We start from the raw sequence: 14,815 nt of genomic DNA, 5'->3' as shown, positions 1-14,815 counted from the left end.
CTCACGGCGCCTTCGCCGACCCCGACGACTCATTGCCGGCCGGGGCGGCGCCTTGGTTGCCTGCACCCTGGCTGGCTCCACCGCCCTCGCCGCGGCGGCGCTTGCCTTGCTCGCCGGCATTATCGCTCTGCTTCTGGCCTTCGGCGCTCGGGCCACGCCGCCGCTTCTGCGGCGCGAGATCGACGCCCGGCACCTGGCTGGCGTCGCCGATCGCGACCTTGGCTCCCTCCGCCAGATTGGCGAAGCCGGTGGTGACGACGCGGTCGGCCGGAGTCAATCCGGTGGCGATCACCGCCTCGGTCTCGTTCTGCTGCGTCACCTTGATGGGCCGCGCGTGCACCACATTTTCCTGATCGATGACGTAGCTGAAGGTACCGGCGGGGCCGCGCTGCACTGCCGCCGTCGGAACCACCACGGCCTGGTTCAGCGTCTCGACCTTGAGACGGACGTTGACGAACTGCCCCGGCCACAGCTGATACTTGGCGTTGGGGAATTCAGCCTTCAACTTCACGGTGCCGGTGGTCTGGTCCACCTGGTTGTCGATTCCCTTCAATGTGCCGGTATCGACGACGGTGACGCCGTCATTGCCGAACACGTCCACCGGCAGCGCGCCTTGCGCCGCGGCGGCGTTGACGCGGACGATCTGCTGCTGCGGCAGGCTGAACCATACAGCGATCGGCTGCAGCTGCGTCAACACCACGATTCCGGTGGTGTCGGCTGCCTTGATGATGTTGCCCTTATCGACCTGGCGCAGGCCGGCGCGGCCGGAAATCGGCGCCACCACCTTGGTGTAGCTCAGCGTTGCTGCGGCGTTGTCGATCGCCGCCTGATCGGAGCGCACCTGCGCCTCGAGCTGTGCCACGGTCGCCTTCTGGGTGTCGGCCTGCTGCTTGGAGCCGGCGTTGGAGGCGGCGAGCTGCTGATAGCGCGTCAGGTCGATGCGGGCGTTGGCGAGTTGCGCCTCGTCCTGCGCCTTTTTGGCGACCGCCTGATCATACGCCGCTTGATAAATTACCGGGTCAATCTCAGCCAGCACGTCGCCGGCCTTGACGTCCTGGCCTTCGGTGAAGTTTACGGCGATCAGCTTGCCGTCGACCTGCGCGCGCACCGTGACCGTATTGAGCGCCCGCACCGAACCGACGCCGTCAAGATACACCGGCACGTCCTGCACCTTCGGCACCGCCGCCAGCACCGGCACCGCCATGTCGGGACGCGGGCCGCCGCGGCCGGTCGCCGCGGGCGGCTTGGTCTGGAAGGCGTTCCAGGCGATGTAGCCCAGTCCGCCGAGAATGATCGCGGTCACCAGCAGCGACACCAGCCGTCGCCGCATCCGCGACCCCACCTTTGGTTTGACGCCGGTGTCCATGCCGGACGCGTCGTTCGTGTCCGGCTTAAAGAGCATTGACCGGTCTTTCCATCCTCGGCTCCCAGCCGCCCCCGAGTGCCTGAAACAGGCTGACGATCGCCAGATAGCGCGCGAGCTGCGTCTGGATCAGCGTATCCTCAGCGGTAAATAGTGTCAGTTGCGTGTTGAGAACAGTGACGATATCGGCTGTGCCGGCGCGTAGTTGCTGCTCGGCGAGATTGAACGCGCGACGCGACGAGGCCACCGCAATGCGCTGCAGCCGCAGCCGCTCGGTGTTCTGCTTGATCGATTCCAGCGCGTTGTCGACATCCGCGAAGGCCGACACCACGGTCTTGCGATAGGTCTGCAGCAATTCATCCTGCTGCGCTTTGGTGAGGTCGAAATTGCCCTGGATGCGGCCGCCGTCGAAGATCGGCTGGGTCAGGCCTGCGGCGAGGCTGGAGAACGTCGCCTGCGGCGTGAAAAGCGAGGCCAGCACGGCGCTCTGATACCCGCCCTGCCCGGTGAGCTGAATGCTGGGAAAAAACTGCGCCCGCGCGCTGCCGACATTGGCGGTCGCGGCCGCGAGTTGCGCCTCCTGGCGGCGGATGTCCGGCCGCTGCGTGAGCAGATCCGACGGCAGCCCAGGCGTCACGCGCGGCGAGCCGAGCCGGTTCAGCGATCCGCCGACGATCTTGGCGCTTTCCGGCGGACGCGCCACCAGCGTCGCCAAGGTGTTCATGTTCTGCGCCAACGTCACCCGCAGCGGCGGCACCGCGGCGCGCTGGTTGGCCAGCACGCTCTCCTGCTGGGCAACGTCGAGATCGCTGCCGGTCCCGGCCGCCAGCCGCTGTTGGATCGCCCCGAGGATGCGCTCGGCGCTGGCGATGTTCTGCTGCGCGGTGCGAATGCGGTCCTGCGACGCCAGCACCTGGAAATACGCGTTGGCGACGCTGGCCATCGTGGTCAGCGCGACGGTGTCGCGGTCGAATCGATTCGCGGTCGCGGTTTCTTCGGCAGCAAGTGCTGCGTCGTGATTCTTCCCCCAGAAGTCGATCTCGTAACTGGCGCTCAGCGACGCCGAATAGGTCGAATAACGCCGCCCGGCGATGGTGGTGTTCTGGATGTTGCTGCCCGAAGTCTTGTTCTGAGACCCGCTGCTGTTGGCGGTGATCGAGGGCAGTAGCGCCGCGCCGGTGATGCGCGCCTGGGCATCGGCCTGCAGGATACGAGCAGTCGCCGCGGCAATGTCGAGATTAACGGTCTGGGCTTCTTCCATCAGCTGCGTCAGCTCGGCCGAGCGGAAGCCGCGCCACCAATCGAGCGCCGGCAGCCGCTCTGAAGCGGTTGTGGCGGCGGCTTTGTAGCGGACCGGCACGTCGAGCGCCGGGTCCGGCAGATCCTTGGTCAGGATGCAGCCGCCCGCCGAGACGGCGAGCGCCGACGCCGCCAGTAACCGCAGGGGAAGGCCGAAGGTGCGCAGCGCTGGGCTCATACAGGGCGCGACCCGTCCCCGGGCGCGGCGTATCGCCACGCACCTCGCGCCGGGATCAGCGGCAAATATTGCTTCCTGCCAGCCACTCGCAAACCACTCACCGAAAATGCTTTCTCAAGTCCATACGTATTGTAGCTGCCCAATCATTCGCCGCACAGGGCCGTCGGGTGACAGAATATTCCTGCCGATCGCCGTTCGCGGCTCGGCACAGACGAGATCGCCTTATTTGACGGGGATTTCCCTAACTTGACGTTCTACAGAGATGCAGCAAAGCTTACAAAGATTTCATCCGATCGTTGCCGCTGTAATTCGGCCCTGCCCGCAAGCGTTGTTCGGCGCAACAGTGCTGAAACTCCAGCGAAGGCCCGTCGTAGCTCGGGAACCAGTGGTGGGCTAAGGGGGCCTGGGAATGCGCGTCGCAGTTGTGGGAACGGGAATCGCCGGCAATGCCGCTGCATGGGCATTGTCATCGCGATACCCGGTGACGGTCTATGAGCGCGAACTGCGGCCCGGAGGCCACAGCCACACCGTCACGGTCGATTACGGCGGCACTGCGATCCCGGTCGACATCGGCTTCATTGTTTACAACCAGCTCAACTATCCCGAGCTCACCGCGCTGTTCACCCATCTCGGCGTCGAAACAGTGGAAAGCTGCATGAGCTTTGCGATGTCGGCCGACGGCGGGCGATTCGAATGGAAGGGCGGCGGCTCGAACTGGCTGGAAACCGCACGCGGCCTGTTCGCCCAGCGGCGCAACCTGCTGTCGCCGTCTTATCTGAAGATGCTGCGGCACATCCTGGTCTTCAATGAGCAGAGCGTCGCTGATTTCAAGTCGGGCGCCCTCGCCGGTCTGTCGCTCGGCGAGTATTTCCGCAGCCGTAAATACGCGCCGCGGTTACTGACCGACTATCTGGCGCCGATGGGCGCTGCGATCTGGTCGGCGCCGGCGCACGAGATCCTGGATTTCCCGGCCGAGAATTTCGTCGCCTTCTTCAACAACCATCGCCTGCTGCACTATGAACGCCCGATCTGGCGCACGGTGAAAGGCGGCAGCGCCCGCTACGTCGAGAAGCTGACCCAGGCTTTCGGCGACCAGCTGCGGCTCGGCGCCGCCGTCACCGGGATCGAGCGTACTGCGAAGGGGGTGATCGTCCGCGACAGCCTCGGCCATACCGACGTCTACGACCACGTCGTGATCGGCGCGCACAGCAACCAGGCGCTGGCCATGCTGAGCGACCCCAGCGAAGATGAGCGCGAAATACTCGGCAGTATCGACTACGCCCCCAACCTCGTCTATCTGCACCGCGATCCGCGGCTGATGCCCAAGCGCAAAAACGCCTGGGCGTCGTGGAATTTTCTGCGCTGGCAGCGCACGGACTCGCCGGTCAATGACGTTGCAGTCACTTATTGGATGAACCGGCTGCAGGGCATCGACCCGGACAAGCCGCTGTTCGTCAGCCTCAACCCGCCGTTCGCGCCGGACCCGGCCTTGACCTTCGGCCGTTACGACTGCGACCATCCGCAATACACCGCCAAGGCGTTCGCGGCGCAGCGCCGGATCGGCGAGATCCAGGGCCAGCGCCGCACCTGGTTCTGCGGCGCCTGGACCGGCTACGGCTTCCACGAGGACGGGCTGCGCTCCGGCCTCGCCGTCGCCGAGAATCTCGGCGCTCCGGTGCCGTGGCGCGGGCCGCCCACCGAGTTCAGCCAGGCGGCGGAATAAGCATGACGACACCCGGCGCCGACACGACCGCAGTGACGCCCGGCGAACCGGCGGCTGCGTTGTATGTCGGCGACGTGATGCATGCGCGGCTGAAGCCGATGGGGCATCGCTTCACCTACCGGGTGATGTCGCTGCTCATCGACCTCGACCGTCTCGCCGAGGCGGACAAAATGAGTCCACTGTTCGGCGTCAATCGCCGCGCGCTGTACAGCTTTGACGAGAAGGATCATGGCGATCGCGACGGCTCGTCGCTGCGCGCCTATGTCGATCGCTGCGCCAGCGCGCAGGATGTCGACCTCACCGGCGGCCGCGTGCTGCTGCTGACCTACCCGCGGCTGCTCGGCTACACTTTCAATCCGCTGTCGGTGTATTTTGCCTATGCGTCAAGCGGCCAGCTGGCGCTGGTGGTGTACGAGGTCCGCAACACCTTTGGGGACATCCACTCGTACGTGCTGCCCGTCCGTCCCGGCGAGCTCTCAGCCGCAGGGCTACGGCAGGCGCAGGACAAGCTGTTCTACGTCTCGCCCTTCATCGAGATGGCGATGCGCTATCACTTCCGCATCAGCCCGCCGGGCGACACGGTGAAGCTGCGCATTCTCGAGACCGACGCCGCCGGCCCTCTGCTCGCCGCCACCTTCAGCGGCCGCCGCCGGCCGCTGTCGACGGCGTCGCTGCTGAGCGCCTTCGCGTCCCTCCCGCTGATGACGCTGAAGGTGATGGCGGCGATCCATTGGGAAGCCTTGCGGCTTTGGATCAAGGGCGCGCGTTTGGTGCCACGTCCCGCTTCGCCGCCCTCAACCGGCTTTGCAGGCCGCGCTCGCGATGCTTATACTCCATAAGTCGTGAGCCCGGCGCTTCCATCCGTGCGGCCTGGGCCCTGGGATGGAACTGCAATGCGCGAGCTGGTGATACTGACCCCCGACAACGTTGACGCCGAGCTCGTGGGCTTGCCCCGCGTGGTGCGAATGGCGCTGGCCTTCGGCGCGCGGCTGCGTCGCGGCACGCTCGACGTCACCTTGCCCGACGGCCGCCGCTTCCGCATGGGCGGCGCCGAGCCGGGGCCGGCGGCGGAAATGCGTCTGCACAATTATGCGTTCGCCACCCGGCTGATCAACGGCGGCGACATCGGCATCGCCGAGGCCTATCTCAACGGAGACTGGGACACGCCGGATCTGACGCAGTTCCTGTATCTGTTCTGCGTCAACCACGAACTGATCCAGGCCATGCTCGGCGACAACCCGCTGATGCGGTTCGTCCAGATGGTCCGGCACTGGTTCAACCGCAACACCAAGCGGCAGGCGCGCAAGAACATCTACGCGCATTACGATATCGGCAACGCGTTCTATTCGGCCTGGCTCGATCCGAGCATGACCTATTCGTCGGCGCTGTTCGAGGATCACACCCACGACCTCACGGCCGCCCAGATCAACAAATATCAGCGGCTGGCGGAAGCGATCGACCTGCGGCCCGGCCAGACCGTGCTCGAAATCGGCTGCGGCTGGGGCGGCTTCGCCGAATACGCCGCCAAGAATTTCGACGCCCGCGTGGTCGGGCTGACGATCAGCAAGGAACAGCGTGACTTCGCCCAGGAGCGGATGCAGCGCGCCGGCCTTGCCGACAAGGTCGAAATCAAGCTGCAGGACTATCGCGACGAACGGGGTCAATACGACCGCATCGCCTCGATCGAGATGATCGAGGCCGTTGGCGAGCAGTTCTGGCCGAAATATTTCTCACAACTGCGCGACCGACTGCTGCCCGGCGGCCTTGTCGGCATCCAGGCCATTACCATCCAGGACCGCTTCTTCGACGCCTATCGCCGCGAGGTCGATTTCATTCAGCGCTACGTGTTCCCCGGCGGCATGCTGCCGTCGCCCGAAATCCTCAAATCGCTCGGCGAAAAATTCGGCGTCCCTGTCATCCGCGAGCGTATTTTTGGAGAAGATTATGCCAAGACGCTCGCGACCTGGAGAGACAATTTTCGTGCCGCCTGGCCGAACCTGACCTCGCAAGGCTTCGACGATCGCTTCCGCCGGCTGTGGGAATACTACCTCGCGTATTGCGAGGCCGGCTTCCTGTCGGGAAACATCGACGTCCGTCAGGTGGTGTTCGCAAAAGCGAACTGATCGCGCGTTCACCACGCTGCGCTCCGACTGCACGGCGATGCGGCAGGCTGCCTTGTCCCGCGCCGCCACCTCTCTTAGGTTGAGTGTCCGCAACCGCCCTCACGCTTTCGGACACCATGATCATCAAGAACGACGTCGTCGACGCGATCGGCAATACCCCCCTCATCAAGCTGAAGCGCGCGTCGGAGCAGACCGGCTGCACCATTCTCGGCAAGGCCGAATTCATGAACCCCGGCCAGTCGGTCAAGGACCGCGCGGCGCTGTTCATCATCAAGGATGCGGTGGCGCGCGGCGCGCTGCGCCCCGGCGGTGTGGTGGTTGAAGGCACTGCGGGCAATACCGGCATCGGGCTGGCGCTGGTCGCCAACGCGCTCGGTTTCCGTACCGTGATCGTGATTCCGAACACGCAGAGCCAGGAAAAGAAGGACATGTTGCGGCTGTGCGGAGCCGAGCTGATCGAAGTGCCGGCCGTGCCCTACGCCAATCCGAACAACTACGTGAAACTGTCGGGCCGGCTCGCCGAGCAACTCGCCAAGACCGAGCCGAACGGCGCGATCTGGGCCAATCAGTTCGACAATGTCGCCAACCGTCAGGCCCATATCGCCACCACGGCGCCGGAAATCTGGCAGCAGACCGACGGCAAGATCGACGGCTTCGTCGCCGCGGTGGGCTCCGGCGGCACGCTCGCCGGCGTCTCGATCGGCCTCAAGCAGTTCGATCCGCGGATCCGCGCCGTGCTGGCCGACCCGATGGGCTCGGCGCTGTACAACTACTACAAGCACGGCGCCCTGAAGTCGGAAGGCAGCTCGATCACCGAGGGCATCGGCCAGGGCCGCGTCACCGCAAATCTCGACGGCGCGATCGTCGACGATGCCTACCAGATCCCCGACGAGGAAGCGGTCGCGATCGTCTACGACCTGCTCGAACACGAAGGCCTCTGCCTCGGCGGCAGTAGCGGCATCAACATCGCCGGCGCCGTCCGCCTCGCCAAGGACCTCGGCCCCGGCCATACCATCGTGACCATCCTGTGCGACTACGGCAGCCGCTATCAGTCAAAACTGTTCAACCCGGATTTCATGCGCAGCAAGAACCTGCCGGTGCCGGAATGGATGGAGACCAAGAGCACGATCAGCCTGCCGTTCGCGGCGGTGTGAGCCCGTCGTAGCCTCGATGAAGCGAAGCGCAATCGAGGGCGAGCGGAGCGAATGGGTCGCTGACGTGTGAACGTCCGCGGACATCGTCCCGGATTTCGCTTCGCTCCATCCGGGCTACGGCGCTGTTCAACCCGGATTTCATGCGCAGCAAGAACCTACCGGTGCCGGAATGGATGGAGACGAAGAGCGCAATCAGCGTGCCGTTCGCGGCGGTGTGAGCCCGTCGTAGCCTCGATGAAGCGAAGCGCAATCGAGGGCGAGCGGAACGAATGGGTAGCTGACGTGTGAACGTCCGCGGGCATCGTCCCGGATTTCGCTCCGCTCCATCCGGGCTACGGCGCTCTCGGTCGAGCGCAGCTTTCGCTCAACGGTCGTTGCCGCCGACCAACGCATTCTCGAAATCCGATTAACTAAGCAGGAACCGCATTTCAAAGACCCGCGACGGCATCAACGCGGCCTTCATGCCTGACGACGTTAGCTTGGTTCAACAAGGAACGCGTCATGCCCGTCTTCAGGTACTTCGTTTGCGTCGGCCCAGCGCTGCTGGCGCTGCTGGTGATCATCGACGCGATCTATGGCGAAGGCCCGCCGCGGTTCAATGACGCCATCTACAACAGCGCCTCGTACGCGCCGCGCGCCGGCTCCCGAAGCATGCGACTGGAGCGCGGCTTCCCCCATGACGTGACGCCGGCTGATCGCGTCAGAGGCGTTTTCGGCCAGTTCCCGGCAAACGACAGCCGACGCATGAAGCGCTACTCGTCCGCGTCCAGCACGATTTGAACCGCCGCGGCACCGCGCGGTCCCGCCTCAGCGCAAGATCTGGCTCAAAAACAGCTTGGTCCGCGCATGCTGCGGATGGGCGAAGAACGCTTCCGGCTCGTTGGCCTCGATGATCTGGCCGGCGTCCATGAACACCACGCGGTTGGCGACTTCGCGGGCAAAACCCATTTCGTGGGTGACGACCAGCATGGTCATGCCCTCCTCCGCGAGGTCGACCATGGTGTCGAGCACCTCCTTGACCATCTCCGGATCGAGCGCCGAGGTCGGCTCGTCGAACAGCATCACCTTCGGGTTCATCGACAGCGCCCGCGCGATCGCGACGCGCTGCTGCTGGCCGCCGGAAATTTGGCCGGGATACTTGTCCGCCTTGTCGGGAATCCTGACCCGCTCGAGATACTTCATCGCGGTGGCTTCGGCGTCCTTCTTCGGGATGTTGCGCACCCAGATCGGCGCCAGCGTGCAGTTCTCCAGCACCGTGAGATGCGGAAACAGATTGAAGCTCTGAAACACCATGCCGACTTCGCGGCGAATGTCGTCGACGTGCTTCAGGCTGGGGCCGAGATCGATGCCGTCGACCACGATCTCGCCTTCCTGAAACTCCTCGAGCGCGTTGATGCAGCGGATCAGCGTCGATTTTCCCGAGCCCGACGGGCCGCAGATCACGATGCGCTCGCCGCGGCCGACGTCGAGGCTGATGTCACGCAGCACGTGGAACTCGCCGTACCACTTGTTCAGCCCCGCGATCGAGACGATCGGTTTCTCGGCCATGAAAGGTCCTCTGTCAGGTGCGCCGATGGGCATTGAGCCGGTGCTCGACGAACAGCGAGTAGCGCGACATGCCGAAGCAGAACACGAAGTAGATCAGCCCGGTGAAGGCGAAGCCGGTGAACAGCGTGGTCGGCGTCGACCAGTTCGGATCGGCGAAGGCGGCGCGGAGCTGGCCCAGGAGATCGAACAGCGCGACGATCGACACCAGCGAAGTATCCTTGAACAGCGCGATGAAGCTGTTGACGAGGCCCGGAATGTTGACGAGGCCCGGAATGACGTGGCGCAGCGCCTGCGGCAGCACGATCAGCCCGGTTGTCTTCCAATACGACAGGCCCAGCGCGCTGGCGGCTTCCGCCTGCCCGCGCGGGATCGCGTTGAGGCCGCCCCGGATGACCTCGGCATTGTAGGCGCCGGCGAACAGCGCGATGCCGATCAGCACCCGCACCAGCCCGTCGACGGTGAAGTTGCCGGGCAGGAACAGCGGCAGCATGTAGGTGGCAAAGAACAGCACCGTAATCAGCGGCACGCCGCGCCAGAACTCGATGAAGGCGACGCAGAACACGCGGATCAGCGGAATCGACGAGCGCCGGCCCAGCGCCAGCGCGATGCCGATCGGCATCGAGCCGACGATGCCGGTCACCGAGACGACGAGCGTGATCAGCAAGCCGCCCCATTGCCGCGTGCCGACGACCGGCAGTCCGCCGCGATCGAGCCGCAGCAGCGCGATCACCACGGCGATCCCGACAAACAACCCGAGCACGACGATCAACGGTCGCGCGCCGTTCCGCAGCCCACCGCTCAGCGCGACCACCAGCGCGACGGCGATGAGCGCCGTCAGCCCGAGATCCGTCCACACCGGTTGGCCAGTCGCGGCGATCCAGTCACGCAGCCAGACCAGCGGCGCGATCAGCCAGGTCAGCGCCGTCGCGAGGCCGAGCACCGGCTTGCCGATGATCATCGCGAATGCACCGCCGCTTGCGAGTTTGCTGCCGGCCTCACTGAGGCTGCCGATCAGCCCGGACAGCAGATCGGTGATCCAGGTCACGGCGAAGCCGTTGATGCCGCCGCCGTGCAGCAAGAAGAACGCGACCACGGGGAATGCGATAAAGAACAGCCCGGCGTTCAGCGTCTTGGCCGGCGCGCGCGGGATCAGCAGCGGCGGCAGCAGCAGCGCGGCGATCGCGAACGTCAGGTCGACGCGCCAGCGCTCCGGCTGCGGATAGAAGCCGTAGACGAACTGCGAGAACTTCGCCTGCACGAACGGCCAGCAGGCGCCGACATCGCGCTGCAGCGTCTCGGCGAGGCAGTCGGTGCGGCTGCTGCCGGTCCACACCGCGTCGACCAGCAGGAATCTCACCAGCGGCACGACGATGAGATACAGCAGCAGCACGCCGAGCAGCGTCAGGATGATGTTGGTCGGCGAGTTGAACAGCCGCGCGCGCATCAGCGCGACGACGCCGGTGGTCCGCACCGGCGCCGGCCGCGCCTGCACCTCCTGGTCGCGGACAAAGGCCGGCGTCACCGATCCGAGCTCGCTCATGCGCCCATGCTCCGGTTGATGCGCCAGCCATACAGGCTCATCAGCCCGCTGGTGATCAGCGAGATCGCCAGATACACGCTCATGGTGATGGCGATCACCTCGATCGCCTGCCCGGTCTGACTCAGCGTGGTGCCGGCGAACACCGAGAACAGATCCGGATAGCCGATCGCTACCGCGAGCGACGAGTTCTTGGTGAGGTTGAGATACTGGTTGGTCAGCGGCGGCAGGATCACACGCATGGCTTGGGGGATCACGATCAGCCGCAGCGTCGCGCCGCGCGATAGACCCAACGAGGCGCCTGCCTCCATCTGCCCCTTGTGCACCGACAGGATGCCCGCGCGGACGATCTCGGCGATGAACGCCGCCGTGTAGGTCGACAGCGCCAGCGTCAGCGCGACGAATTCCGGCGCCAGCCGCGAGCCGCCGGCGAAGTTGAAGCCTTTCAGCACCGGCATCTCGAAGCCGAACGGCCGGCCGAAGATCAGCATCGCGACCAGCGGCAGGCCGATCAGCGCGCCGACGATCCACGGCCACACCGTCATCGGCTTGCCGGTCGCAAACAGCCGGCGGCGCGCGTAGATCGGCAGCACGATCGCCACCACGACGCCGATCAGCAACGCGATCAGAAAGCCGTCGAGACCGGCTTCCCCAACCGGTCGCGGCACCACAATGCCGCGGTTGGACAGGAATACGCTGTCCAGCACTGAAACGCTCTGGCGCGGTCCGGGCAACGCGCCGAGAACGGCGAGGTACCAGAACAGGATCTGGAACAGCAGCGGCAGGTTGCGGATCAGTTCCACATAGCCGCCCGCGATGCGTGAGATCAGCCAGTTCGGCGACAGGCGGCCGAGCGCCACCATGAAACCCAGCAGGGTGGCGAACACAATGCCCACCACCGAGACCAGCAGCGTATTGGCGAGCCCGACCAGAAACACCCGCGTATAGCTGTCGGACTCCGAATACGGGATCAGCGTCTGGCTGACGCCGAAACCCGCGGTCTGCGACATGAAGCCGAAGCCGGAGGCGATCCGCTGGTTGGCGAGGTTGTCGCGCGCGTTGTCGACGATCGCATAGCCGATCCAGCACAGCGCCGCGACGAACAGGACCTGCGCGAGCAGACCTTTCCAGCCGGATCGTCCGCCGAGCGCGTGGCGCAGCTTGGTGCCGAACTGCGCCGGCGGCCGTCGAGGCTCGATCGCCACGGCTGAGCCGCGCGTCAGCGGATCGGCGGCGCGTACATGATGCCACCCTTATTCCACGGCTTGTTCAGGCCGCGAGCGATCTCCAGCTTGGAGCCGGTGCCGACATTGCGCTCGAAGGACTCACCGTAATTGCCGGTGGCCTTGACGATGCGGGCGACCCAGTCCTTGGTCAGGCCGAGCTGTTCCCCGAGATTGCCGTCGGTGCCGAACACCCGCTTCAGTTCCGGCTTGTCGGACTTGGCCTGCTCGGCGACGTTGGCCTGAGTGATGCCGAGTTCCTCCGCGTTGATCATCGCAAACAGCGTCCATTTGACGATGTCGAACCACTGATCGTCGCCGTGGCGGACCAGCGGGCCGAGCGGCTCCTTGGAGATCACTTCCGGCAGCACGACATGGTCGGGCGGCGTCGTCAGCTTCAGCCGCATCGCATAGAGCTGCGAAACGTCGGAGGTGAACACATCGCAGCGCCCGGACTCATAGGCCTTGATCGCCTCGTCGGCATTGGCGAAGGCGATCACCTCGTACTTCATGTTGTTGCCCTTGAAGTAGTCGGCAACGTTCTGCTCGTTGGTAGTGCCGGTCTGCACACAGATCGAGGCGCTGTTCAGCTCCAGCGCCGAATTGACCTTCAGCGCCTTCTTCACCAGGAATCCCTGGCCGTCATAGTAGGTCACCCCGACGAAATTGACGCCGAGCGACGTGTCGCGCGACAGCGTCCAGGTGGTGTTGCGCGACAGAACGTCGATTTCGCCCGACTGCAAAGCGGTGAAGCGATCCTTGGCCGACAGCGGCACGAATTTCACCTTGCTGGGATCATCGAAAATCGCCGCCGCGACGGCGCGGCAGACGTCGACGTCGAGCCCGGTCCAGTTGCCCTTGTCGTCGGGCGACGAGAATCCCGGCAGCCCCTGGCTGACGCCGCAGGACAACAAACCGCGATCCTTCACGGTCTTGAGGGTCTGCGCATCCGCGCTCTGCGCCGCGATGCAGGCGGCGAAGGCGGCGGCGACAAGGGATACGCGTTTCATGGAAGAGCCTTTCGAAGGGTGACCTGCCGCGTCTGTCGGCAATGCTGGGATGTTGGCTGGTTGTGTCCTGCGGCGGAGCAGCCGTTGGATCGGCGCTTCACGTCCGCTGGACCATCGCTGCGGCTCCGTTCGGGACGAACCCCGGGTCGACATCGGCGCGAGTCCCTCCGCACGGCGTCCAGTCAGCGTGGGTTGCATCACAGAACGAGTTGCGCGCCGGGTCAAGGGGTTGACGGCAATCTTCCCAAGCCTGCTATTAGACATATCGTCCGGCAACCGCAGCGCCGATCTTGCGCAGATTCGGCCGCGCCCCCTTATCAGCGAGCCCGTTATGGATTCTTCCGATCACGGCGAGACCACCTCGCCGCTCAGCCCGCAAACCCTGCTGGTCACCTCGGGGCGCGACACCAGAGCGCAGAAGGGCTTCGTCAATCCGCCGGTGGTGCGGGGTTCGACGGTGCTGTATCCGACCGCGGACGATCTGCACGCGCATCGCGGCGAGTTTTCGTACGGCCGTCACGGCACGCCGACCACCAAAGCGCTTCAGCAGGCGTTGATGGCGCTGGAAGGTCCGCAATGCGCCGGCGTCGGCCTGACGCCGTCGGGCGTGTCGGCGATCTCGACCACCCTGCTCTCGGTGCTGAAGGCCGGCGATCATCTTTTGGTGTGCGACAATGCCTATCGGCCGACGCGGCTGTTCTGCGAACAGACACTGAAGCGGTTCGGCATCGAGACAACCTATTTCGATCCGCTGATCGGCGCGGCCGTCGAGAACCTGTTCCAGCCGAACACCGCCGCCGTGATGGTCGAGGCGCCGGGCTCGCAATCATTCGAGATGACCGACATTCCTACGATCGCCGACGTGGCGCAGGCACGTGGCGTGCTGGTGATCGACGACAATACCTGGGCGACGCCGCTGTATCACCGTTCGCTCGAGCAAGGCGTCGACATCTCGATCCAGGCCGGCACCAAATATATCGGCGGTCATTCCGACATCATGTTCGGCACCATCGCGGCGAACGCCAAGACGTGGCCGAGGATCGCCGAGGGCATCCGCCAACTCGGCGTCTGCGCCGGTCCGGACGATGTATTTCTGGCGCTGCGCGGCCTGCGCACGCTCGCCGTCCGGCTCGCCCAGCACCAGCAGTCCGGCCTGGAGATGGCGCACTGGCTGGCGCAACGTCCCGAAGTGCTGCGCGTGCTGCATCCGGCGCTGGAGAGCGATCCGGGTCATGCGATCTGGAAGCGCGACTTCACCGGCGCGTCCGGCCTGTTCTCGATCGTGCTGCAGCCGGCGCCGCAGAAGGCGGTCGATGCGCTGCTCGACACCGTCAAGCTGTTCGGCATGGGCTACTCCTGGGGCGGCTTCGAGAGCCTGGTAATCCCGTTCGACTGCGCCACCTACCGCAGCGCCACCTCCTGGAATCCCGGCGGCCCGACCCTGCGGCTGCACATCGGGCTCGAGAGCACCGACGACCTCAAGGCCGACCTGGACCGCGGCTTCGCAGCGTTCAACGCGGCGCGGTAATCGCCCTCTCCGTCATTGCAAGCGCAGCGAAGCAATCCGGGAGCTCGGTGCACGGCGCCTCCCGAGCGTCATTGCGAGGAGCGAAGCGACGAAGCAATCCACCCCGCGCGCGTGGCGCTGGATTGCTTC

General features: G+C 65.3%; 12 protein-coding genes. 6 read left to right on the top strand and 6 right to left on the bottom strand.

Translation table 11 applies throughout. From position 1 onward, the window contains the following. Position 1: 1 nt before the first annotated feature. A complete protein-coding gene (locus tag D4Q52_RS19950; protein WP_119858320.1) occupies positions 2–1,402 on the bottom strand; it encodes an efflux RND transporter periplasmic adaptor subunit in 1,401 nt (466 codons plus the stop codon). After that, positions 1,392–2,840 carry an efflux transporter outer membrane subunit gene (locus D4Q52_RS19945; RefSeq protein ID WP_119858319.1) on the bottom strand — a complete coding sequence of 483 codons (1,449 nt, stop codon included), beginning with the start codon at positions 2,838–2,840 and terminating at the stop codon, positions 1,392–1,394. The genes D4Q52_RS19950 and D4Q52_RS19945 overlap by 11 nt, the downstream gene beginning before the upstream one ends. A gap of 409 nt (positions 2,841–3,249) precedes the next feature. Here D4Q52_RS19945 and D4Q52_RS19940 point away from each other — a divergent pair, with 409 nt between their 5' ends. The 5 genes from D4Q52_RS19940 to D4Q52_RS19920 all read left to right on the top strand — a co-directional run bounded on the left by D4Q52_RS19940 (position 3,250) and on the right by D4Q52_RS19920 (position 8,620). Further along, a complete protein-coding gene (locus tag D4Q52_RS19940; protein WP_119858318.1) occupies positions 3,250–4,563 on the top strand; it encodes an NAD(P)/FAD-dependent oxidoreductase in 1,314 nt (437 codons plus the stop codon). Positions 4,564–4,565: 2 nt separating this feature from the next. Continuing rightward, entirely contained in the window at positions 4,566–5,402 is an 837-nt protein-coding gene (locus tag D4Q52_RS19935) for a DUF1365 domain-containing protein (RefSeq protein WP_119858317.1), read from the top strand. A gap of 54 nt (positions 5,403–5,456) precedes the next feature. Further along, positions 5,457–6,686, top strand: coding sequence for an SAM-dependent methyltransferase (locus tag D4Q52_RS19930; protein ID WP_119858316.1), 1,230 nt, complete (start codon positions 5,457–5,459; stop codon positions 6,684–6,686). Positions 6,687–6,802: 116 nt separating this feature from the next. Next, on the top strand, positions 6,803–7,840 hold the full coding sequence (locus tag D4Q52_RS19925; RefSeq protein WP_119858315.1) for a cysteine synthase A: 1,038 nt from the start codon (positions 6,803–6,805) through the stop codon (positions 7,838–7,840). A 501-nt stretch (positions 7,841–8,341) separates the two neighbouring features. Next, positions 8,342–8,620 (top strand): hypothetical protein, encoded by a 279-nt coding sequence (locus D4Q52_RS19920; RefSeq protein ID WP_119858314.1) that lies wholly within the window; start codon positions 8,342–8,344, stop codon positions 8,618–8,620. Between the two features lie 27 nt (positions 8,621–8,647). On the opposite strand, the gene D4Q52_RS19915 is transcribed toward D4Q52_RS19920, so the two are convergent. Genes D4Q52_RS19915 through D4Q52_RS19900 form a run of 4 tightly spaced genes read right to left on the bottom strand, consistent with a single transcriptional unit; the run spans position 8,648 to position 13,158 of the window. Next, positions 8,648–9,388: an amino acid ABC transporter ATP-binding protein gene (locus D4Q52_RS19915; RefSeq protein ID WP_119858313.1), complete on the bottom strand. Its 741-nt coding sequence runs from the start codon at positions 9,386–9,388 to the stop codon at positions 8,648–8,650. Positions 9,389–9,401: 13 nt separating this feature from the next. Next, the gene (locus tag D4Q52_RS19910) at positions 9,402–10,928 is read right to left on the bottom strand and encodes an amino acid ABC transporter permease (RefSeq protein WP_119858312.1); all 1,527 of its coding nucleotides are present in this window, start codon (positions 10,926–10,928) and stop codon (positions 9,402–9,404) included. Beyond that, positions 10,925–12,130 carry an amino acid ABC transporter permease gene (locus tag D4Q52_RS19905; protein ID WP_119858311.1) on the bottom strand — a complete coding sequence of 402 codons (1,206 nt, stop codon included), beginning with the start codon at positions 12,128–12,130 and terminating at the stop codon, positions 10,925–10,927. Before D4Q52_RS19905 ends, D4Q52_RS19910 begins: the two co-directional genes overlap by 4 nt. A gap of 14 nt (positions 12,131–12,144) precedes the next feature. Then, positions 12,145–13,158 carry an amino acid ABC transporter substrate-binding protein gene (locus D4Q52_RS19900; RefSeq protein ID WP_119858310.1) on the bottom strand — a complete coding sequence of 338 codons (1,014 nt, stop codon included), beginning with the start codon at positions 13,156–13,158 and terminating at the stop codon, positions 12,145–12,147. A 331-nt stretch (positions 13,159–13,489) separates the two neighbouring features. On the opposite strand from D4Q52_RS19900, the gene metC reads away from it, so the two are divergent. Beyond that, positions 13,490–14,686 (top strand): cystathionine beta-lyase, encoded by a 1,197-nt coding sequence (gene metC, locus D4Q52_RS19895; protein ID WP_119858309.1) that lies wholly within the window; start codon positions 13,490–13,492, stop codon positions 14,684–14,686. Positions 14,687–14,815 lie beyond the last annotated feature (129 nt).

This window comes from Rhodopseudomonas palustris, from assembly GCF_003591005.1.
GTDB classification, from domain to species: domain Bacteria; phylum Pseudomonadota; class Alphaproteobacteria; order Rhizobiales; family Xanthobacteraceae; genus Rhodopseudomonas; species Rhodopseudomonas palustris_K.
The sequence above is the reverse complement of the archived record's forward strand: the minus strand, read 5'-3'. Positions and strand labels throughout refer to the sequence as shown.